This window comes from Chryseobacterium sp. MEBOG06 (genome assembly GCF_021869765.1).
GTDB lineage: Bacteria > Bacteroidota > Bacteroidia > Flavobacteriales > Weeksellaceae > Chryseobacterium.
In genome coordinates this window covers 2679253-2700479 of the sequence record NZ_CP084580.1, presented here as the reverse complement: position 1 = coordinate 2700479, position 21227 = coordinate 2679253, and the positions used below count along the sequence as shown (strand labels likewise).

Here is a 21227-nt window from a genome sequence, read left to right as displayed (position 1 = left end):
ATTTTCTCTGGTCAGGTTTTTTATGGCTCAAAACTTTCGAATTTTCCGTTTTCATAGAACAGAACGATACGTTTTATTTTATCAGTCTGATTTCCAAGTATTTGCCCCAATATCTGATCGCTTGAATTTTCTAATCGCTGAGAATTGGATATTTTTTCCGGAGCTTTATCCTGGGGCGGTAAAAACGATTCTCCGGGGCTTGATTTTGGAGCTTCAATTTCAGTTTCGCTTCCGAATTCGTCATCATCATTCATCATCGTAAACAAGTCGGGGAGAGGAGTCGTTTTTACGATTTCCTCTTCTGCATGTTCAACTCTGATTTCTGTGTTGGGAAGTTCAGATTTCAGCATTTCCCCTTCTCCGGTAACTAGCCAATCCCATAGAAGTTCAGGAAAACGGGATTTTATTTTTATGATAAATTCCAGAGAAGGTTTATTTCTACCCGAAGTAATATGCGAAATAGATGAACGCTGCACATCAATTTCATCTGCAAATTCTGAAGGAGTAAGATTGGAATACTCTATAACTTTTGAAATTCTATCGTTTAAACTCATAAAAATAAGTCATTAATTATATTACAAATGTAAATAATAAAATTTACAAATGCAAAATACAAATGTAAATAATTTAAATACTCATTGATGTACAAATGTAAACTAAAAGTAAAGTATTTTAAACCAATAAATTACCATTCAGTTACATTTGTATCTTTTCAATACCTTAATCAGCTACAGACCTTATTTATTCAATTATATTTCTTTAAGTTCGGGTCTTTTTTTGGTTAAAATACTGTTTAAAAATGTAAACTATACCTCTTTAAGAGCATATTAAGTGTATAAAACAACCTCTTTATGTTTGTTTACATTATTAATTAACAGAAACCTGGTATCAGGTTAAAAAATCGATTTAATAAGCCTTTATTGTCTATTAAATACCGCTTTTAAAGTATTACAAAGGTAAATTACTGATGTAAATGCCCTTTTAAACCTCAATGAAGGGGTTGTTTTAGGTTCATTATGATCTTTCTTAAACGACTAATTTTATGAAGATGTAAAATTTCCTGGAAAAGGATAGATTAAAGAATTAAAAGTGAAATTTTAAACATTTTCTATGATTTACATTTGTATAAACAAGTAAACATCTAGGTTTTCCACATTTTAAATGTTTAAATAAATAACTCATAAAGTGCTTAAAACCTGCTTTTTTACACTTCAAGTATAGTTATAAATACGATTTATATAAATGCCATAACTTGCTGAAATAGTGATACATAAATATATGTAATTAAATTATTCGCAATCCACAATTTTACCAACAGACAAATTGACGGATGAGGATGTTTAGTGTAGTTACATATGTTAATCCTGTTTTGAAATTTTCAAACGGGTAAATTTAACTCTTGTAAAATATTTTTAAAACGGTTTGGATTTGTAAATTCATGAATTTTGCTATTATTTACAGATGTTAATTTACTTTTTTGCCCAAAAATGGTTAAATTTGATTCTTGTAAATTATTCCAACAATGAATTTTGAACAGATCTATTCTCAAAACCCCGATTTCTCAAATCGTTATATTTCTCCTGAAAAATTATTTTCTTACCTACAGAACAATCTCAGCGATTATATTCAGCAAATAGGAACATCTTATTTAGAGAAGCCCATCTATCAGTTAAGTATAGGAACCGGAAACATTAAGGTGTTAGCCTGGTCGCAAATGCATGGAAATGAATCGAACGCAACCCATGCGATGCTCGATCTATTAAAAACTTTGGATAAAGCTCCGGAGATTAAAGAAGAGCTCTTCTCTAGAATACAGTTAGACTTTATTTTCATGCTGAATCCTGATGGATCTGAAAGATGGACCAGACTGAATGCTGCCGATATTGATCTGAACAGAGATTTTCATAACGAGGCCAGTAAAGAGATTAAATTCCTGAAAAATGCTGCCGCTTCAAAGAAGTATGACTACGCATTAAATCTCCATGAGCAGAGAACCATTTTTACAACAGATGGTATCCACCCTGCTACACTTTCTTTTTTGGCTCCCTCAGAAAATGTAGAACGTACAGTTACTGAAAACAGGAAAAAGTGTATGGCAGTAATCGGAAGTGTTTATAATCATTTAAAAGAAATGATCCCCAATCAGGTCGGGAGATATTCTGATGAATTTTATCCTACGTCTACAGGTGATAACTTTATCAGGGCAGGAATGCCTACTATATTATTTGAAGGCGGACACTTCGTTAACGATTATACAAGAAAAGGGACCAGAAAATATTATACTATAGCTCTTTATTATGCGCTGAAAGCAATCAGTGAATTCAACTCGGATATTACAGGATGGGAGACTTATCTTGATATCCCTGAAAATAAGGATACCCATTATGATATCGTTTACAGAAATGTAAAACTGAATACGGAACATGAATGTATCTTAGACATTGCGGTTCAGTACAGAGAGATGAAAGAAGCAGGTAAAGATGAAATTTCCTTTATTCCTTTTGTAATGGAAGTGGGAGATGTGAAGGGAAAAAAGGGCTGGCTGGAAATAGAATGTACCGGGAAGAAATTTATATCTGCTACTAAATATCCTAAACTGGATGCAGTCGCGGAATTTAAAATAGAAGATTAAAAAATTCAAAGTACCCAATACATTTTTAGACATTGAATCAAAAGGTTAAATATACTATGCAAAATTTACTGACATTGTTAATCTTGACGATCACGGGACTGTCTTTAAAGGCACAAAACCAATCATCAATACCCTATAAGCCGAATGACAGCGTAATGGTAACTGTAATAATGCGCCATATACAGGAAAACCCTGTAGATTCTATTCAGGCGAGGGTAATGAAACAAAAGTTTTATCAGAAACTGGATAAAAGCCACACCCGAATTGTATCGTGGAACGTAGTAATGGGGATAGGCCAGATTATTACTTTACGATTCAAACCTGAGTATACGAGAGAAGTTAATCAGGTATTTGAAAGTGGAGCGTGGGGTGGATTCAAAACAGAATTTTATCCTTCATATGATTTTCTGCCTGTCTATCCGGTTATGCTGGAGAAAGAAAAGAAACAAAGTAAATAGGATAATAATCATCTATATAAAAAAGCGTTCTCAAAATATATTTGAGAACGCTTTTTTTATTGTTTGAAATAGATTAGTTGATAACCTTAATTCCGTTAGCTACAAACCTGATTTCCTCTTTTGGCTGTGTAATCGCGTCAATTTCAGACTGAGGCTTTTTTGCATCTTCAGCATAGTGCTTCTGCTCATTAACAGATATTACTTTTCTTTCGGCATTTCCTTCCAGCACCACATTTTTCCCTTTTAAGGCCGTAGGTACAAAGAAAGCGTAATCTTTCATCTTTACGAAGAACTTTGAATTGTCTTCCGTCTGAATAGTAAGCCAGCAGCCTTTTTTATCGCAGACATCAGTTACTTTTCCTTTAACGGCTATATTTTCAACCTTTTTGTTATCTTTTTTAAGCTGTTTGTTCAGTTTATCTACGGTCACAGCTTTAGCTTCAATAGAGGAAGCTACCTCACCCCCATAGGTATCACCTACCAAAGCTTTTCCTGCAGGTGGTCCGCTTTCCTGTGCAAATGCTAAAGAAGAAACACTTACAGCAGCGACAAATAATATAGTCTTAAATTTCATTTTTAATATTTTGTCAAAAATACTAATTAAAATCGAATCATAACCGAATAATAAATGATAAAAAACAGGTGTTTTAAGGAAATTTCAATAAAATTCAAAATGAAAAGCAGATTTGTTTATATTTGAGCCCTATACTTGACTATGCAAAAAAAACTGAAACTATGGGATGCCATTATGCTTGTAATGGGGTCTATGATCGGAAGTGGGATCTTTATTGTAAGTGCTGACATGATGAGGAATCTGGGATCCGGATTCTGGCTGATTGCCGTATGGGTAATTACAGGGGTGATGACGGTAGCCGCAGCCATAAGCTATGGGGAACTTTCTGCTCTGTTTCCGAAAGCCGGCGGCCAATATACATACCTGAAAGAGATCTTTGGCAAAAGAATGGGTTTCCTTTATGGCTGGGGACTGTTTACCGTAATACAAACGGGTACTATTGCCGCAGTGGCAATGGCTTTTGGAAAGTTTACCGCCTATATTATTCCATCACTTAACGATGCCGCACCTATATTCCAAAGTGGTGAATTTAAAATTACCTGGATCCAGATTCTGGCTATTGCTGTAATTCTTCTCCTTACCTATATTAATACGAGAGGAGTACAGAGTGGAAAAATCCTTCAGAATATATTTACAGCCTCCAAAATCATAGCATTATTAGGTCTTATAGCACTGGGCTTTATAATGGTTGATTTTTCACATATGTCTGAAAATTTTAGTCTGGGAACGGATTCCTTTAGTAACCTTAAAAAAGATATAAGTGGTAACTTTCTTAAAGAAGGATGGCAGTCTATCAGCGGAATGACCTTGTTGGGAGGCATTGCAGCTGCCATGGTAGGTTCTGTTTTCAGTTCCGTAGCCTGGGAAAGTGTAACTTTTGTTTCAGGGGAAATTGACAACCCAAAGAGAAATGTAGTGAAATCAATGATATACGGTACTTCTGCCGTAATGACTCTTTACATAGCAGTGAATTTTGTATACCTTAACGCACTGGATAGAAACGGAATTGCTTTTGCCATCAATGACAGGGTTGCCGTTGCCGCATCACAGAACATTTTCGGAAGTGCAGGGACAATTATCATAGCATTATTGGTTATGGTGTCTACATTTGGATGTAATAACGGACTGATTTTAGCAGGAGCTAGAGTTTTTCAGACCATGGCCAGAGATGGAATGTTTTTTAAGTCAGCATTAAAAAATAACAAAAATGAAGTGCCGCAAAATGCTTTATGGATGCAGGGGGTCTGGGCTTCTATCTTATGCCTCAGTGGACAATACGGAAATCTGCTGGATATGATATCCTTTGTTATCGTCCTTTTTTATATGATTACAGTTTTTGGCGTTATGTATTTAAGAATGAAACAACCTAATCTGGAGAGACCTTATAAAACATGGCTTTACCCAGTGACACCTATCATTTATCTGGTCATCGGAACGTGTTTCTGTATCTTACTTTTAATTTATAAGCAGCAATATACATGGCCGGGGTTTGTATTAGTTTTACTGGGCCTTCCCGTATACTATCTTATTAACCGGAAAAAGTAGACAGCTAAACTATGTAAGAATAGATAATCATCATAAGGGCTTTCAATTTGGTTTGAGAGCCTTTGTTTTGAATAATATTTCAATGTATTTTGATAATTATTTAGTGAAAATGTGTATTTTGGTATCTCGTTTTTAAGTAAACGGGACCATGAAGAAAAATTAATACATTATGGATACACCAAATTACAGAATGCCTTTCGTGCCGTCTACTTTAATGACCGAGGGCGGAAGTATCGATACCTGCGATATGGGAGAGAGTATTGCTCACAATATTATGCTGCTGATCACCACCAAAAAGGGAGAGAACAGGTATGATGAAAACTATGGAAACGATGTTTGGAACCTGGAATTCGATAATGGAGTGACAAGTGCTATCTGGGAAAATGTTTTTGTAAAAAGCCTTAAAAGACAGATTCAGGAATATGAGCCCCGAATCGTCAGTCCGCACATAGATGCTCACATCCAATTTGTAGAACACAGCTACGATACCAAAGAACACACCGAAATCAAAAAGAAAGTAAGAATTGCCATCAATGCAAAGATGGAGGAAACAGGAGAACGCTTCAGCTTTTCAACAGAATTGTTCCTGAGTCCTATGTCTATTGATTAATATTTTTAACACACAGAAAAAATATGAATTTAGATCAGAATATTTATTCCAAAGAATCTGTAAAAGCCAGAATGCTTCAGAATGCAACTAAAGTATGGGGACTGAAAAGCCCGCAGTCTTTAGACCCTTTTGTAAAATTATTGATAGACGCATTCAGCACGGAAGTTTTTAAAGCGAATAACGAAATACAAACGGTGAATGCCAGGATTCTGGAGAAACTGGCAAAACTCCTTACTCCGTCTATATATACCCATCCTATACCAGCCCATTCTGTTGCTTTTACGCAGCCTTATGAGTCTTCCGAAATTTTATTGGAGCATACGGAATTTTTCTTTCGTAAGCAGATGACTTCTACTGTAAAATCAGAATCGGATAAACAACTTAATATTCCTTTTACTCCGGTAGGGAATGTAAGAATTAACAAAGTGCACACTTCTATCATGTTTGTAGGAAATACGTGCTATAGCATTGATGACAGATTCAACAAAATTCCTATTGCAAGATTTCAGGGAAGACCTGAAGATTACAGAAAAATTACAATTGGAGTAGATGTGAGCAAATATGTAAGCGAAAAATTTCCTAAATATTTGAGTATATTTTGTTCCAATCCTGCTTTTGAGCATCTTGATTTTGTATATAAGCTGCTGCCTTATATTAATGTTTCCAGCAACGGAAACCCTTTATTTGTAAGAGAAGGGCTTAGCTACCTTACAGAAAGCCCTGCAGACGGCTATGAGCAGATGTTTAAAGAACAGTCTATCAGAAATAAGGTCATTGAAGATATTAAAAGCATCTATCGCCATAAATTCATTGAGATTACAGGAATTTCTAACAGTCTTTTTTCTGAGCCCGGACAACTGCCGCAGAACCTGGATTTCCTTACAGATAAAGAAGAAATTGTAAAATATTTAGAAAATAAACAATACCTGTGGCTTACTTTTGAGTTTCCGCCTCAGTTTTCCGCCGAAATACTGGATAACTTCTCTTTCGTTCTGAATGCTTTCCCAATCTACAACAGAGGTTGGAAGAAAACAGAATACAGTCTGGATATTATGGGGAATAATATTCCTTTGGTCACAGACGAAGGCGAGCATTTTCTTTACGTAGATGAAGTTCAGGACGGTGATGGAAGAAAGTATAGTGAAATTCCATTCACGCCGGCAGATGATCTTAAAAAAGGATTGTATACAGTAAGGAAAGGAGGGATGGAGCGATTCACCAATAGAAATGCTGTAGATATGATTGCTAATGTTCTGGAGCTTACCAGAGATGAGATTGCCGCATTTTCCCTTTTAAACAGAGATAATGTAAAAGGAGTTCTTAGCGAAATGTCTGACAAGATGAAATCTATGGTGCAAAAAGTAAATAATGCCAAAAGAAATATCAGACAGGAACTGAACTATGTGATCATGGAACCTGTAGAAAAAACAGATCACACCTATGCTGCTTTTTGGGTAACCCATTGTACCCTGGCCAATCATATGCGCCCCGGAACAGAACTCTCCAATCAGTTGAAATCACAGACCGTTATACTGCTTACAGAAACATTAGGAGGAGCCGAAGAACAAAAAGGTACAGACAGTATACAGGCCTATAAATATGCTTTGACAACAAGAGATAAGATCATTTCCCTTGAAGATGTCAAAAATTACTGTCGGATGATTCTGAAAGACGAGCTGAGAGAAGTAAGAGTAAGAAGAGGAACTATGATCAGTAACAGACCCAAAGAAGGTTTTGTAAGAACCGTTGAGGTGGAGATCGTCCCACAGAATTATTCTTTCTATGGAAGAGCATACTGGGAAAATATGTCCAATATCCTCAGAAACCAGATTATTGCCAAAGCGATAGATGGGATTGAGTATATTGTAAGAATAAGCAATGAAGATATTGAATTTCAGGATGCATAATTGAACACCAAAACTTAAATGAATAAAATATGAAAAAGATTATGATATTGGCTATGGCTATATCTTTGACAACTAGTGTTGTAAGTTGCAAAAAAGGAGCTGATAAAATGGGTAATACCATTTTAAATCTAGGAGGAGAATCAGATGCCAATGCAATTATTGACTTTAATAATAACTTTGTGGATTCTTATAAAAACACAACTAAAAGCTTGGAAAGATTCTTAAAATATGCGGATGATGTAGTAGCCAAATCCAAAGACGCGAAGTTTATGGTATTACCTCTAATGACCACAACAATGGATTATACTCTCTCCAGAATTAAAGAAGTTCCGTCAGGTTTTGGGAAAGATAAGGCTGCCATTGAAGCTGATTTTAATATCTATAAGGCTAAAAAAGAAAATATAGAGAAAAAAATAGAAGAGCTTAAGTCATATATGAATTCTGAAGATTATAAAGATGATAAAGGAGCTAAGGCAGAAGCAATCAAAAAAGAAATTGAAGCCGATGCTGACGCTTTGTATACTTCAGGTGAAAATGTAATGGCCAGGATCAAGCCTGCTACTGATGTGGCTGAAGAGGTTATTTTAAAGGATCATCCGATGAAAGAATATATTATGTCTTCCAAAAATGTAATGAATTCACTGGATTCTGTAGTTGATCTTTTAGGCAGACAATATACAGGAAAGTTTAATGAAGCAGAGGCCCAGAAAAAATATGATGAATTTGCAAAACTGGTCGAAGCCAATTCAAAAATGAATTTTAATGTTAAAGATCAGCAGTATTCTTATAAAAAGTCTCAGTTTGAAACTTTTAATAAAACAGCTTCAGGCTTTTTAGATAAATACAGAAAATTAATAAGAGATTCAAAAGAAGCAGGTAAAATCCCGGATATTGATCTCCAGCAGATTGATTCTTCATATGAATCAGTGCTTAGTGCATACAACACTTTTGTAAAATAACTTTTATTTTTAAAGAAAACCAAGAATTGGTTTATAAGATAAGGATGCCGTAGAAATACGGCATTTTTTGTAATCAATTTTTAAAAGAGATTTATTAGGAGTAGGCTGAAGACTAAACTTAATAATTTGTAGGTCATTAATTCTTCATACAAAAAAGAAATTCAATAGAAATGAATATCAAGACGTTCTTATTAGTATCTGGTAAAAGGAAAGTCTGATTATAATAATTTTCTATCCCTTATAATAAAAAAAATTCCATAAAATTCCGTAATTTTGCACGTTGTGATTTTCAGGCAAAATCCCTCCAAATTATGAGCAAATCAACTGAATATATAGAAGTTTACGGAGCACGTGAACACAATCTGAAAAATATTAATGTTAAAATTCCACGCAATGAATTGGTTGTTATCACCGGTCTTTCAGGAAGTGGAAAATCTTCACTGGCTTTTGATACTATTTTTGCAGAAGGCCAGCGTCGGTATATAGAAACCTTCTCTGCTTATGCACGTCAGTTTTTAGGTGGTTTGGAGCGTCCTGATGTAGATAAAATTGAGGGACTTTCTCCCGTTATTGCCATTGAGCAGAAAACAACCAATAAAAATCCCCGTTCCACTGTAGGTACCGTTACAGAATTGTATGATTATCTGCGTCTGTTATATGCTAGAGTTTCTGATGCTTACTCCTTAACTACAGGACAGAAGCTGGTAAGCTATACTGAAGATCAGATTCTGGAGACGATCAAAGAAAACTACAAAGGAGAAAAAATCATGCTGATGGCACCTGTAGTACGATCTAGAAAGGGACATTACCATGAACTTTTTGTACAGATGGCTAAAAAAGGCTATGGACAGGCAAGAATTGATGGCGAATTACAGGATATTGAATATGACCTGAAACTTGACCGTTATAAAACCCACGATATTGATATTGTAATCGATCGTTGGATTATCGGGGAAAATGCGTCTGAGAGCAGAATGGAAAAATCATTGCGTACAGCAATGGAAATGGGTGAAGGGATTATTGGAATTCAGAAACTGGGAAGTACTGCTATTGAATACTTCTCCAAAAACCTGATGGATGCAGAAACAGGACACTCTTTGGCGTTACCTGAACCCAATACATTCTCGTTCAATTCACCTAAAGGAAGCTGCCCGAACTGTAAAGGACTGGGAACGATCAAAAAAATCAATACCGACTATTTCGTTGATAATCCAAAACTATCAATTAACCAGGGTGGTTTACTACCATTAGAAGATATTAAATCCAATAAATGGATTCTGTCACAGATAAAAAATATTCTGGAGATCTTCGGGCTGGGATTAACAACTCCATTGAAGGATATTCCGGAAGAAGCACTGGACTATATCTATAACGGATGTCACAAAGAATTTAATAAAGACCTGAAATACGCAGGGATCACTAAGAAAATAAAGATCAGTTTTGATGGTCTGATTGCTTTCATGGAAGAAATGATCGATGAAAGAGAATCTTATGAAGCAATTTTACTGGAAAGACACTTTACAACAGAAGAAACCTGCCCGGAATGTGGAGGAACCCGCCTTCAGCCTTCAAGCTTAAGTTTTAAAATAGACGGAAAGAATATTGCTGAGGTAAATGGATTAAGCTTAGCAGATTTAAAAGACTGGCTGGCTGACGTTAAAGATAAATTCTCTGAGAAAAACAAAATCATTGCCCACGAGATTTTGAAAGAAATAGAGACCAGACTTCAGTTCCTGCTGGATGTTGGTTTAGATTATCTTAGTTTGAGCAGAAGCTCCAAGACCCTTTCAGGAGGAGAGTCACAAAGAATCCGTCTGGCAACTCAGATTGGATCTCAGCTGGTCAATGTATTGTATATCCTTGATGAACCGAGTATCGGACTTCACCAGAGAGATAACGAAAGGCTTATTCATTCTTTGAAAAACCTTAGAGACATCGGAAACTCTGTATTGGTAGTAGAACATGATAAAGACATGATTCTGGAAGCCGATGAGGTGCTTGATATTGGTCCGAGAGCCGGAAAATTTGGCGGAGAGATATTGTGGCAGGGAAAACCAAAAGATTTATTGAATGCAGATACTATTACTGCTCAGTATATCAATGGGAAAAGAAAAATTGAAATTCCTGCAGAAAGAAGAGTAGGAAGCGGTAAAAATATAGTACTAAAAGGAGCTACAGGAAATAACCTTAAAAATGTAACGCTGGATGTTCCGCTGGGAAAACTGGTGGTGGTAACCGGAATTTCAGGAAGTGGAAAATCTTCTCTGATCAACGGAACTTTATATCCGATCCTTAATAAACACTTCTATAGAGCAGTTCAGGAACCTTTACCTTATAAAAAAATTGAAGGTCTGGATAATATTGATAAAATTGTAGATGTTGACCAGACACCGATCGGTAGAACGCCACGTTCCAACCCGGCAACATACACCGGGATGTTTACAGACATCAGAAACCTTTTTGCAGAACTGCCGGAAAGTAAAATCCGTGGTTACAAGCCGGGAAGATTCTCTTTCAATGTAAAAGGAGGAAGATGTGAAACCTGTCAGGGTGGAGGATTGAAAGTGATTGAAATGAACTTCCTTCCGGATGTATATGTTCACTGTGAGACCTGCAACGGGAAACGTTTCAACAGAGAAACCCTTGAGGTTCGTTATAAAGGAAAATCAATCTCTGATGTTCTGGATATGACGATTGATGAAGCCGTTGATTTCTTCCAGCCCATCCCTAAGATTTTTGCAAAAGTAAAAACATTACAGGATGTAGGATTAGGATATATTACCTTAGGACAGCAGTCCACAACCCTTTCGGGAGGTGAAGCGCAGCGTATCAAGTTAGCAACTGAACTGGCAAAAAGACAAACCGGAAATACCCTTTATATTCTTGATGAGCCAACTACTGGACTTCATTTCGAAGATGTGAAAATCCTGATGGAAGCCATTAATAAATTGGTGGAACTAGGAAACTCATTCATTATCATTGAACACAATATGGATGTCATTAAGCTTGCAGACCATATTATTGACGTTGGACCGGAAGGAGGAAAGTATGGAGGGCAGATCGTAGCACAGGGAACTCCCGAAGAAATTGTAAAGTCTAAGAAAAGTTTAACCGGAAAGTTTTTGAAGAGGGAACTGGAATAAAGATTTTATATGAAAACGCTGTTGCAAAAGAATGGAAGAAATGCGTGTTATTTCGAAATTAAGGAAGATGGAGTCTTTGTTAAGAACAGTTTTATAAAAGAGCTGCATGAATATAAAGTCCATTTTTCAGAGATCTATGATGATGAAACAGTATTTAGAAAATCAAAAGATTGGGTACTTTTATTAATCACCTTATCTGTCGCGATGAATTCAATATTGCTCACTATTGTGATTAATATGAGCTATCATCTTTCCATGTCAGCAGGAATGGTAGTTTTCATTATTGCTCTCTTGCCTGCATTTATTGTAACCGCATTGTGTAATAATGAATTCAAGACGGTAAGTTCCAAAAGTCTCGCAGCAGCAAAACCAATTAATTTCTCATATTCAAAAAAAGAAATGGAAGAAGTTGATGCCTTTATTGTCGAAATCAGAAAGAATAGAAAAGACTATTATTTGAAAGAATATTACAGAGTAGACAATCTGATTCCTGTCCACACACAGATCGCAAGGATTCACTGGCTTTATGAAAGTAAATATATTACAGAAAGTGATGCGCAGTTTATTATTGATGAACTTGAAACAAGAAGAATAATCAAAGGACAATAATCCGCCTGAATATATAACAAGTCACATAAAAGAATTTGCGAAAGCAGATTCTTTTTTTGTCCAGATCATTTCTTAAGTGTTAATTGAAGCCGGTAAAAATAGTTAATTCCCTACAATTTGTATTATTATTGGATTGCCAATATTAATTTTTCAATTATTTTAATATTTTATCTTATTTATAATCAGTTGATTATGGGCTAATGTTAACTAAATATTAACTGAAAGTGAATTTAATATGAATTATTTTTAATAACTTTGGTTAAGAGATCCAAAATAGGATTAGTATAATATTAAAAACCAGATTGTTATGAGAAATAAAATCCAGCTATTGATTGCTTCATTGTTTGTTTGTGGATTTGCTGTTGTAATGAACACAACCAAAGCACAGACTTCGGATCATAATACCATTGAGGAAATTCAATTGAATAAGAACGAAACTTTTAATGATATCAGAGGAAAACTGATGGCTAATTTCGATCTTACCAATCCGGAATACCAGCAGGGAACTGTCAACTCTGTAGTGAAGTTTGATATTGCAAAAAACGGGAAAATTGTCAATGTACATTCTAAAGGAGACTGCAAAAGCGTCAACAAAGAAATTGAAACCGTTTTAAGCGAACTTGATTACAAAGTAGACCGCAAAAGTCTGAGTGAAAATATGGTTGCATACACTTACGTAATGCCCGTAACAGTAGAGATCAATAACAGATAGTACTTATAATGTATTTTTTTTATCATTAAAGTGTGAATAATGAAAAAATATACTATTAAATTGTAATAAAAATAAACCAGATTGGTTTTAATTTTACTCAACCATAAAATTAAAACTATATGAAAAATTTAAAGAAACTGGCTAAGTCAGATTTAAAATCAGTGTACGGTGGACAGCCAAAACAATATTGCACATATTGTGAGTGGGCAAATAAAGTATTTTGCAGCGAAGTTCCAATCGTTCAGTGTCCATAAAAAACAGGAGGCTGTCTCAAAAGTGAGATAGCCTCTTTTATAATGATGATGGTTTCATTTATGAAATGCTGCAAAATTTCACAGTGTTCCTTTCACAAAATCAATCATTCTTGCTTTAAGATCGCCTGAATTAGCCATCTTCTTGTCAAAAGTGATATTATCTATTTTCCAGCCTTTCTCTGTATTGATCAGATGTACCGTATCTATCCATGTTACTTTTGGTGACGGCATATTATACTCAAATTCTACCTGGGCATCAGCAATTTTATCTTGTATCTTGACGGATTTAATTGTATAGGCTGTAAATCCTTCATACAAGCTGGAGAACATAGCCCCTTCAAAAATTAATGGTTTCTCATCAGAATGATCACTATTTTTCACCTTTTCAATATCTGCTTTTGATGCACGTATTGCATTTTCTAATGTTTCCTTTAAATCCTTTGAAAACAAAGTAGCCGGAATAGTTTGATTGTAAATGACTTCATTAGAATTGCCATATTTTGAATAAAGTTCATTGACTTTCATACGCACAGCATTATCAGAAGAAATATCTGCTGCAGACTTTTTCTTTTCACAAGCCACAAAAAATAAAAGAATACCCAGATAGAAAAATAATTGTTTTTTCATTGTTAAATTATGGTTTTATGAAGATGGTCAAATCTCATACCAATAGAAATACAATTTATTTTACCTCTGGATGCCATACATTTTTAATAATTAAATAGCAGCCAGCGACCAATCAATGCCTGTAAATACATTTTCCTTTGATACATCAATAAAATAGTAAAAAATTAATACATTTGAGTAGATAAAAAAAATTGTGGATTCCATTTTTAACGTAGCTGTTCGTTCCCTCTGTGTTTACCTTTTCATGGTGATCGCGATCCGTTTATTTGGCAAAAACCAGCTTTCCCAGCTTAATGCGGGAGATGTGGTTTTGTTGCTGTTAATTTCCAATGCGGTTCAGAATGCAATGGTAGGCCCGGACACCTCATTGCAGGGCGGAATTGTTGCCGCACTGGTTCTCTTTGTTGCTAATTTTATTTTAAAAAGAATTATGTTTTCCAACCGTTCCTTTGAGACATTCATGGAAGATGATCCCGTAATCCTTATCAGAGATGGGGTAGCAGATCAGGCTGCCTTAAACAGAGTAAAAATTACCCAGAGTGAACTGGAAGAAGCAATAAGAGAACACGGCATTGAAAAGATACAGAACGTAAAGCTTTCCGTTCTGGAAGTGGATGGGAATATCAGTGTGGTTTCTGAAGATGAAAAAAGTAAACAGACCCATTATTCAAGAATTAAAAGAAAAATTAAAAGAAAATACCATTAAATACGATGAATTACGAATTAAGAGAAATGCTTCCCAATGACGAACCCAGAGTACTGGAGATTTTCAGGCAGGGAGTTGATAGCGGTATAGCTACTTTAGAAACTGAAGTTCCAACTGCCGAAGCCTGGAGTATGGAATATTTCCATGACTGCCGCTGGGTGCTGGAAAACGAAAATAATGATGTCGTAGGATGGTGTGCTTTAAAACCGGTAAGCAAAAGAGAAGCGTTCAAAGGAGTAGCAGAAGTGAGTATTTATTTTGATAATCAATATCAGGGTAAAGGATTAGGTTCAGTATTACTTAAAAAGCTGATTTTGGATAGTGAAGATCATGGATTCTGGACATTGCAGACCAATATTTTTTCCGAAAATGAAACCTCAATCAAATTCCATCAGAAAAACGGCTTCAGAATAGTGGGTGTACGTAAGAAAATTGGAAGGCTCAATGGCGGGTGGAAAGATCTTGTTATGATGGAAAAAAGAAGCAGTATAGTGTAATCCTTCGGTTGCTGTGCTCGTTATATACTATCTGTGATAACAGCGTATATCAGACGGAAAAAATGCTAAGAAGATCTAAGGAGGAAGGATAAAAGATGATACTCCGGGCCAGTGAAAAAAAGGAATGGATATTAATAAAAAAATAGAAGATTTAAACCTTTTTTACAGCACTTTGGCATCAACATTGATCCCTTTAATACAGAATTAAAAGTGACAAAAAAATGAAAACTTTGTTTAAGGCTGTAATGGTCATGACATTAATATTCATGCTGTCATCTTGTGCAGCTGACGGATATTATGGAGTAAGTACGCCTGCATATGGATATTACGGACCAAGATACTATGGTTATGGTCCCAGATATACACAGAGAGTATATGTTTATGGTGGACATCACGGGGGATATTATCACCATGGTGGAGGTCATCATAACGGATTTCACAGATAAAATGTAGTACAATAAATAAGCACTGAGAAAATTTCAGTGCTTATTTTATATTTAGATAATTCCGGTTTACATTCTTTGTTTTCTAGGATTCAGAAACGTATTGAAGATCATTACTTCCTGTCCGAATTTACTTTCAATGCGTTCAGATATATTTTTCAGTTCGCTCTCGATAAAATCACTTCTCAACTCATCATTATCAAAGATTAGAAGCAGGTTATAATTCTTTCCGTCTTCTATATAATCACTGTGAACTTCAGAAAGCATATACTTGGTGACATCCATCAGATTTTCGGTCATTAAAACCAGTGTTTCATCAATATAATTTTCCCATTCTTCCAGATTATTTTTCGTGCAGTGGAAAGTTATACTTAATACGCTCATATTTTAAGAATTTTTAAGATTTTGTGGATAAATTCTAGCGCAAAAATCGGCAATTTTTTCGTAAATTAGCCCATTAATAAAAAATCAAAATAAATAATTTTCAGCCTTTCAGCTAAAGGTTTGACTATCATTATAATAAAATTTGTTTATGCAAAAAGAAGGAGAAAGACTGATTCCTATCAACATTGTTGATGAAATGAAGTCATCTTATATCGATTATTCGATGTCAGTTATCGTTTCAAGAGCGTTACCTGATGTAAGAGATGGCTTGAAACCCGTTCATAGAAGAGTGCTTTACGGTATGTATGGACTAGGGGTTTTTTCTAATAGAAAATATTTAAAATCTGCGAGAATTGTTGGGGATGTTTTGGGTAAATATCACCCGCACGGAGACTCCTCTGTATATGACGCGATGGTGAGAATGGCTCAGGACTGGAGCTTACGTTATCCTCAGGTAGACGGACAGGGGAACTTTGGTTCCATGGATGGTGACCCGCCTGCAGCAATGCGTTACACCGAGGCAAGATTGAAAAAGATCTCTGATGAGGTTCTTTCAGACTTAGACAAAGAAACAGTTGATTTTCAGAATAACTTCGACGACAGCTTACAGGAGCCAACAGTAATGCCTACCAAGGTTCCGAACCTTCTTGTAAACGGTACTTCAGGTATTGCAGTAGGGATGGCTACCAATATGGCACCGCATAACTTACGCGAATCTGTGGATGCTATCTGTGCTTATATCGATAATAGAGAAATTACGATTGATGAGCTGATGCAGCACATTATTGCTCCGGATTTTCCTACAGGAGGGATTATCTATGGCTATGATGGAGTAAGAGATGCATTTCACACAGGAAGAGGTAGAGTGGTTTTAAGAGCTAAAGTTAACTTTGAAGAAATTGGAAACAGAAATGCAATTATTGTAACAGAAGTTCCTTATCAGGTTAACAAGGCAGAAATGATTGCCAGAACAGCAGAACTTGTTAAAGATGAAAAAATCCCTGGCATCCACGAAATCAGAGACGAATCAGACAGAAAAGGACTTCGTGTTGTATATGAACTGAAAAATGACGCGATTCCAAATGTTGTTCTGAACTTACTCTATAAATATACAGCCCTTCAAACCTCTTTCAGTGTAAATAATATTGCATTGGTACACGGAAGACCGGAGCAGCTGAATGTAAAAGATATCATTCATCACTTTGTAGAGCACAGACATGAGGTAATCGTTAGGAGAACCAAATTCGAGCTTAAAAAAGCAAGAGAAAGAGCGCATATCTTAGAAGGGTTCATGAAAGTGATCGGGTCTCAGAATTCTCTCGATAAAGCGATTGCAATTATCCGTCACAGTGCAAACCCACAGGCGGCAAAAGATGGCTTGATTCAGGAATTTGAACTTTCTGACATTCAGGCTCAGGCAATTCTTGATCTTAGATTGGCACGTCTTACAGGGATGGAGCTTGATAAGATCAGAGATGAATACGATACCATCATGAAAGAAATTGCTGATTTAGAAGATATCTTAGCCAGCGAGCCAAGAAGATTCCAGATCATTAAAGAAGAATTGCTTGAAATCAAAGAAAAATACGGAGACGAAAGAAGAACTGAAATTGATTATTCAGGAGGAGAAATGTCTATTGAAGATATTATTCCTAATGAATCTGTAGTTCTTACCATTTCTCATGCAGGATATATTAAGAGAACTTCCCTTTCAGAATACAAAATTCAAAGTAGAGGAGGTGTAGGGAATAAAGCGGCGACAACCAGAGATGCTGACTTCCTTGAATACATTGTTTCAGCTACCAACCACCAGTATATGCTGTTCTTTACAGAAAAAGGAAGATGTTACTGGCTGAGAGTATTTGAAATTCCGGAAGGTTCCAAAATATCAAAAGGAAGAGCCGTACAAAACCTGATCAACATCGAACCGGATGATAAGATCAAAGCGTATATCAGAACTAACAACCTGAAGGATTCTGAATATGTAAACCAAATGAGTGTGGTGATGGTAACCAAAAACGGTACGATCAAGAAAACATCACTGGAGGCTTATTCAAGACCAAGAGTAAATGGTGTAAACGCAATTGAAATCAGAGATAATGACCAGTTATTAGGAGCTTACCTTACTAACGGAACTTCTCAGATCATGATTGCTACCAAAAATGGTAAATGTATCCGTTTCCCTGAAGAAAAAGTAAGAGAAGTAGGTAGAGGATCTATCGGGGTTCGTGGTATTGCTATGGAAGACAATGATGAGGCTATTGGTATGATTGTTGTGAATGATGTGGAAAAAGAAACAGTACTTGTAGTATCTGAAAAAGGATACGGAAAGAGAACTGCAGTAGAAGACTACAGGATTACCAACAGAGGAGGAAAAGGAGTTATTACCCTAAACATTACCGAAAAAACAGGAAATCTGATTGCTATTCAGAATGTGACAGACGAAGACGGATTGATGATTATCAATAAGTCCGGTGTTGCCATCAGAATGGGAATGGATGAAATGAGAGTGATGGGTAGAAATACACAGGGAGTAAAGCTGATCAACCTTAAGAAAAATGACGAAATTGCAGCCATTGCAAAAGTAGAAATGGATAAGGATGTAGAAGATGATTCTGAAGAGAATGAAGAAGGAGTTGAAGGAGAAACTGTAACTGATAACCAAGAAAACAATACAGTACCTCAGGCTGATAACGAAAACCCAGCAGAGGATAATGAGGTTTCTGATTCTGAAGAATAAATTGTACAATAAAATATAAAAATAGTTATTATGAAGAAACTGATTTTAGGAATGGCTATCGTAGCATCTGCCTTTGCTTTTGGACAGAAAAAAGATGCCAATGCTTTGAATGCACAACTTCAGGAAGCTAACAAAGCTGCAATGGATGCCTACAATGCAAAAAATTACGCAGCGGCAGCACCTAAGTTTGTTGAAGTTTATGACCTATTAAAGTCTAGCGGTCAGGATAATAAAATATATATGTATTATGCAGGGCTTAGTCATGCGTTAGCCAATAACAGTGACCAATCTATCAAAATATATACAGACCTGATCAATTCCGGATTTACAGGAGTAGAAACTACTTATACTGCAAAGGAAAAGAAGACGGGACAGGTGGTGAGCTTAGATAAAGCTACCTGGGAGCTTATGAAGAAAAATGCCGATTACAGCGACTTCAAAACAGAGCAGTCGAAAAGTGTAGAGCCGGAATTATATGAAACTCTGTCTTCATTACTTCTTAATGCAAAAAAATCTAATGAAGCTCTTACGATAATTGAGAAAGGGTTAGCTAAATATCCTAATAATGCTAAGCTTAAAGAAGCTCAGAGTACTGCATACCTTCAGTCAGGAAACACAGATAAATTTGTTTCAGGTCTGAAAGAGCAATTAGCAAAGAACCCGAACGATGCTACCAATTGGTATAACCTTGGGGTAATGCAGGCTAAAACTCCAGCTACTGTTGAAGATGCTGTAGCAGCATTCAAAAAAGCAATTGAACTTAAGCCTGATTTCTCTGATGCCTACCAGAACCTGGTATACACTACCATTGGAGATGATGCAGGAATCGTAACAAAGATCAATGCATTGAGAAAAGACAAGCCGGATGAAGCTTCCAAATTGATCGATGAGAGAAGAGAAAGATTCAACAAAGCATTACCTTATGCTGAAGGATGGTACAAGGCAAATCCAAAGAGTATTGATGCAGTTAGTGCGTTAAAAGAAATTTACGTAGTAACTAAAAATATGGATAAAGTTAAAGAAATGAAAGCTAAAGAAGCAGAATTAAGTGCTGCTGCAAAGTAATCGTTTTAATAACCAACTATAAAAACCGGGGCAGAAATGTCCCGGTTTTGTTTTGTTATTATTTGAAATCAAAATAGAATATAGGATCTATCCATTAGCTTAGAAAGAACCAATGAAGTTGATCTCATCCTCGCCTCCTTATAGCATACATTCAGAAAAATTACTTCTTTCAATAAACAATACTAAGCCTTCACTGATTGTACAATTTTTCCTTTCGACTCTTGTATTTGATGTTTTTTATGTTAATTTATTGGCTATTAGTACTTACCTAACAGTGATGCAGAATTTGGTATTATTAAAAAAGATCATAAAATGAGTTCTGATTACCTGTATCTAATTCAAAAACTAAATTTTAAAAATTCTCCTTTTTGCAGAGCTTATCATGAAATTTCACCCTTAAAAATTCTCTGCAATTCCGTATCTTTGAGAAAAATTTTTATAAGATGATCGAGTGGAAAACCGCCAAGGAATACGAAGATATTACCTATAAAAAGTCTAACGGAGTGGCAAGAATTGCTTTCAACAGACCGGAAGTACGTAACGCTTTCAGACCTAAAACAACTTCAGAATTATATGATGCCTTTTATGACGCCTATGAAGATCCTTCAATAGGGGTTGTATTGCTTTCAGGAGAAGGGCCAAGCGCTAAAGACGGTGGCTGGGCTTTCTGTAGTGGAGGAGACCAGAAGGCTAGAGGACATCAGGGGTATGTAGGAGAAGACGGAAGACACCGTTTGAATATTCTGGAAGTTCAGCGTCTGATCCGCTTTATGCCAAAAGTAGTAATTGCAGTGGTTCCGGGATGGGCAGTTGGTGGAGGACACTCCCTTCATGTTGTTTGCGACCTTACTTTAGCGAGTGAAGAACACGCTATTTTCAAGCAGACAGATGCCGATGTTACAAGTTTTGACGGTGGTTACGGATCAGCTTACCTTGCTAAAATGGTAGGTCAGAAGAAAGCCCGTGAAATATTCTTTCTAGGAAGAAACTATTCCGCTCAGGAGGCTTTGGAAATGGGAATGGTGAACAAGGTAGTTCCCCATGCTGAATTAGAAGATACAGCTTATGAATGGGCTCAGGAAATATTAGCAAAATCTCCAACTTCTATCAGAATGCTGAAATTTGCAATGAATCTTACTGACGACGGAATGGTTGGGCAGCAGGTATTTGCGGGAGAAGCAACCCGTTTGGCGTACATGACGGAAGAAGCTCAGGAAGGAAGAAATGCGTTTCTTGAAAAAAGGAAACCGAACTTCGGAGAAGATCAATGGATATCTTAAAATTGTAAAAAGTACAATGTAAAATGTATTAATGACTTTATTAATGTATTTTACATTGTGCATCATACATTTTACATTATAA

Annotated in this window: 20 protein-coding genes; 16 read left to right on the top strand and 4 right to left on the bottom strand. The window is 35.9% G+C overall.

Annotation, left to right across the window (positions count from 1 at the left end; genetic code table 11):
• Positions 1 to 20: 20 nt before the first annotated feature.
• Positions 21 to 554, bottom strand: a complete 534-nt coding sequence (locus LF887_RS12375) for a helix-turn-helix domain-containing protein (protein WP_236854511.1) — start codon at positions 552 to 554, stop codon at positions 21 to 23.
• A 968-nt stretch (positions 555 to 1522) separates the two neighbouring features.
• On the opposite strand from LF887_RS12375, the gene LF887_RS12370 reads away from it, so the two are divergent.
• Complete coding sequence (locus LF887_RS12370; protein WP_236854510.1) at positions 1523 to 2632, top strand: M14 family zinc carboxypeptidase; 1110 nt, start codon at positions 1523 to 1525, stop codon at positions 2630 to 2632.
• Between the two features lie 56 nt (positions 2633 to 2688).
• Positions 2689 to 3090, top strand: coding sequence for a hypothetical protein (locus LF887_RS12365; protein ID WP_236854509.1), 402 nt, complete (start codon positions 2689 to 2691; stop codon positions 3088 to 3090).
• Between the two features lie 73 nt (positions 3091 to 3163).
• On the opposite strand, the gene LF887_RS12360 is transcribed toward LF887_RS12365, so the two are convergent.
• Positions 3164 to 3664, bottom strand: coding sequence for a DUF4920 domain-containing protein (locus LF887_RS12360; protein ID WP_236854508.1), 501 nt, complete (start codon positions 3662 to 3664; stop codon positions 3164 to 3166).
• Between the two features lie 141 nt (positions 3665 to 3805).
• On the opposite strand from LF887_RS12360, the gene LF887_RS12355 reads away from it, so the two are divergent.
• From LF887_RS12355 to LF887_RS24420, 8 genes are all read left to right on the top strand, one after another.
• Entirely contained in the window at positions 3806 to 5209 is a 1404-nt protein-coding gene (locus LF887_RS12355; RefSeq protein ID WP_236854507.1) for an APC family permease, read from the top strand.
• Positions 5210 to 5378: 169 nt separating this feature from the next.
• Positions 5379 to 5819, top strand: coding sequence for a GPW/gp25 family protein (locus tag LF887_RS12350; protein WP_236854506.1), 441 nt, complete (start codon positions 5379 to 5381; stop codon positions 5817 to 5819).
• A 23-nt stretch (positions 5820 to 5842) separates the two neighbouring features.
• Positions 5843 to 7726, top strand: coding sequence for a type VI secretion system baseplate subunit TssF (locus LF887_RS12345; RefSeq protein WP_236854505.1), 1884 nt, complete (start codon positions 5843 to 5845; stop codon positions 7724 to 7726).
• Positions 7727 to 7755: 29 nt separating this feature from the next.
• Positions 7756 to 8685 (top strand): YiiG family protein, encoded by a 930-nt coding sequence (locus tag LF887_RS12340; protein ID WP_236854504.1) that lies wholly within the window; start codon positions 7756 to 7758, stop codon positions 8683 to 8685.
• 311 nt (positions 8686 to 8996) lie between these two features.
• Complete coding sequence (gene uvrA / locus LF887_RS12335) at positions 8997 to 11828, top strand: excinuclease ABC subunit UvrA (RefSeq protein ID WP_236854503.1); 2832 nt, start codon at positions 8997 to 8999, stop codon at positions 11826 to 11828.
• 9 nt (positions 11829 to 11837) lie between these two features.
• Positions 11838 to 12437 (top strand): hypothetical protein, encoded by a 600-nt coding sequence (locus LF887_RS12330; protein ID WP_236854502.1) that lies wholly within the window; start codon positions 11838 to 11840, stop codon positions 12435 to 12437.
• A gap of 307 nt (positions 12438 to 12744) precedes the next feature.
• Positions 12745 to 13149 carry a hypothetical protein gene (locus LF887_RS12325; protein WP_236854501.1) on the top strand — a complete coding sequence of 135 codons (405 nt, stop codon included), beginning with the start codon at positions 12745 to 12747 and terminating at the stop codon, positions 13147 to 13149.
• A 119-nt stretch (positions 13150 to 13268) separates the two neighbouring features.
• Positions 13269 to 13403 (top strand): bacteriocin-like protein, encoded by a 135-nt coding sequence (locus LF887_RS24420; RefSeq protein WP_410679954.1) that lies wholly within the window; start codon positions 13269 to 13271, stop codon positions 13401 to 13403.
• A 78-nt stretch (positions 13404 to 13481) separates the two neighbouring features.
• Here LF887_RS24420 and LF887_RS12320 read toward each other — a convergent pair whose 3' ends face one another.
• Positions 13482 to 14030: a hypothetical protein gene (locus tag LF887_RS12320; protein WP_236854500.1), complete on the bottom strand. Its 549-nt coding sequence runs from the start codon at positions 14028 to 14030 to the stop codon at positions 13482 to 13484.
• A gap of 193 nt (positions 14031 to 14223) precedes the next feature.
• Between LF887_RS12320 and LF887_RS12315 the strand changes: the two genes are divergently transcribed.
• The 3 genes from LF887_RS12315 (at position 14224) to LF887_RS12305 (ending at position 15679) form a co-directional block, all read left to right on the top strand.
• Positions 14224 to 14736, top strand: a complete 513-nt coding sequence (locus LF887_RS12315) for a DUF421 domain-containing protein (protein ID WP_236854499.1) — start codon at positions 14224 to 14226, stop codon at positions 14734 to 14736.
• A 5-nt stretch (positions 14737 to 14741) separates the two neighbouring features.
• A complete protein-coding gene (locus tag LF887_RS12310) occupies positions 14742 to 15233 on the top strand; it encodes a GNAT family N-acetyltransferase (protein ID WP_236854498.1) in 492 nt (163 codons plus the stop codon).
• Between the two features lie 221 nt (positions 15234 to 15454).
• Positions 15455 to 15679, top strand: coding sequence for a hypothetical protein (locus tag LF887_RS12305; protein WP_236854497.1), 225 nt, complete (start codon positions 15455 to 15457; stop codon positions 15677 to 15679).
• Positions 15680 to 15745: 66 nt separating this feature from the next.
• On the opposite strand, the gene LF887_RS12300 is transcribed toward LF887_RS12305, so the two are convergent.
• Positions 15746 to 16060: a DUF4286 family protein gene (locus tag LF887_RS12300; RefSeq protein WP_236854496.1), complete on the bottom strand. Its 315-nt coding sequence runs from the start codon at positions 16058 to 16060 to the stop codon at positions 15746 to 15748.
• A gap of 148 nt (positions 16061 to 16208) precedes the next feature.
• Here LF887_RS12300 and gyrA point away from each other — a divergent pair, with 148 nt between their 5' ends.
• From gyrA to LF887_RS12285, 3 genes are all read left to right on the top strand, one after another.
• Positions 16209 to 18800, top strand: coding sequence for a DNA gyrase subunit A (gene gyrA / locus LF887_RS12295; protein WP_236854495.1), 2592 nt, complete (start codon positions 16209 to 16211; stop codon positions 18798 to 18800).
• Positions 18801 to 18830: 30 nt separating this feature from the next.
• Positions 18831 to 19865, top strand: a complete 1035-nt coding sequence (locus tag LF887_RS12290; protein WP_236854494.1) for a tetratricopeptide repeat protein — start codon at positions 18831 to 18833, stop codon at positions 19863 to 19865.
• A gap of 443 nt (positions 19866 to 20308) precedes the next feature.
• Positions 20309 to 21145, top strand: a complete 837-nt coding sequence (locus LF887_RS12285) for a 1,4-dihydroxy-2-naphthoyl-CoA synthase (RefSeq protein WP_236854493.1) — start codon at positions 20309 to 20311, stop codon at positions 21143 to 21145.
• Positions 21146 to 21227 lie beyond the last annotated feature (82 nt).

Bases quoted from the DNA above. Each gene is read 5' to 3' on its own strand.
- LF887_RS12375 (WP_236854511.1), bottom strand. From the start codon at position 554: ATGAGTTTAAACGATAGAATTTCAAAAGTTATAGAGTATTCCAATCTT.
- LF887_RS12370 (WP_236854510.1), top strand. From the start codon at position 1,523: ATGAATTTTGAACAGATCTATTCTCAAAACCCCGATTTCTCAAATCGT.
- LF887_RS12365 (WP_236854509.1), top strand. From the start codon at position 2,689: ATGCAAAATTTACTGACATTGTTAATCTTGACGATCACGGGACTGTCT.
- LF887_RS12360 (WP_236854508.1), bottom strand. From the start codon at position 3,664: ATGAAATTTAAGACTATATTATTTGTCGCTGCTGTAAGTGTTTCTTCT.
- LF887_RS12355 (WP_236854507.1), top strand. From the start codon at position 3,806: ATGCAAAAAAAACTGAAACTATGGGATGCCATTATGCTTGTAATGGGG.
- LF887_RS12350 (WP_236854506.1), top strand. From the start codon at position 5,379: ATGGATACACCAAATTACAGAATGCCTTTCGTGCCGTCTACTTTAATG.
- LF887_RS12345 (WP_236854505.1), top strand. From the start codon at position 5,843: ATGAATTTAGATCAGAATATTTATTCCAAAGAATCTGTAAAAGCCAGA.
- LF887_RS12340 (WP_236854504.1), top strand. From the start codon at position 7,756: ATGAAAAAGATTATGATATTGGCTATGGCTATATCTTTGACAACTAGT.
- uvrA (WP_236854503.1), top strand. From the start codon at position 8,997: ATGAGCAAATCAACTGAATATATAGAAGTTTACGGAGCACGTGAACAC.
- LF887_RS12330 (WP_236854502.1), top strand. From the start codon at position 11,838: ATGAAAACGCTGTTGCAAAAGAATGGAAGAAATGCGTGTTATTTCGAA.
- LF887_RS12325 (WP_236854501.1), top strand. From the start codon at position 12,745: ATGAGAAATAAAATCCAGCTATTGATTGCTTCATTGTTTGTTTGTGGA.
- LF887_RS24420 (WP_410679954.1), top strand. From the start codon at position 13,269: ATGAAAAATTTAAAGAAACTGGCTAAGTCAGATTTAAAATCAGTGTAC.
- LF887_RS12320 (WP_236854500.1), bottom strand. From the start codon at position 14,030: ATGAAAAAACAATTATTTTTCTATCTGGGTATTCTTTTATTTTTTGTG.
- LF887_RS12310 (WP_236854498.1), top strand. From the start codon at position 14,742: ATGAATTACGAATTAAGAGAAATGCTTCCCAATGACGAACCCAGAGTA.
- LF887_RS12305 (WP_236854497.1), top strand. From the start codon at position 15,455: ATGAAAACTTTGTTTAAGGCTGTAATGGTCATGACATTAATATTCATG.
- LF887_RS12300 (WP_236854496.1), bottom strand. From the start codon at position 16,060: ATGAGCGTATTAAGTATAACTTTCCACTGCACGAAAAATAATCTGGAA.
- gyrA (WP_236854495.1), top strand. From the start codon at position 16,209: ATGCAAAAAGAAGGAGAAAGACTGATTCCTATCAACATTGTTGATGAA.
- LF887_RS12290 (WP_236854494.1), top strand. From the start codon at position 18,831: ATGAAGAAACTGATTTTAGGAATGGCTATCGTAGCATCTGCCTTTGCT.
- LF887_RS12285 (WP_236854493.1), top strand. From the start codon at position 20,309: ATGATCGAGTGGAAAACCGCCAAGGAATACGAAGATATTACCTATAAA.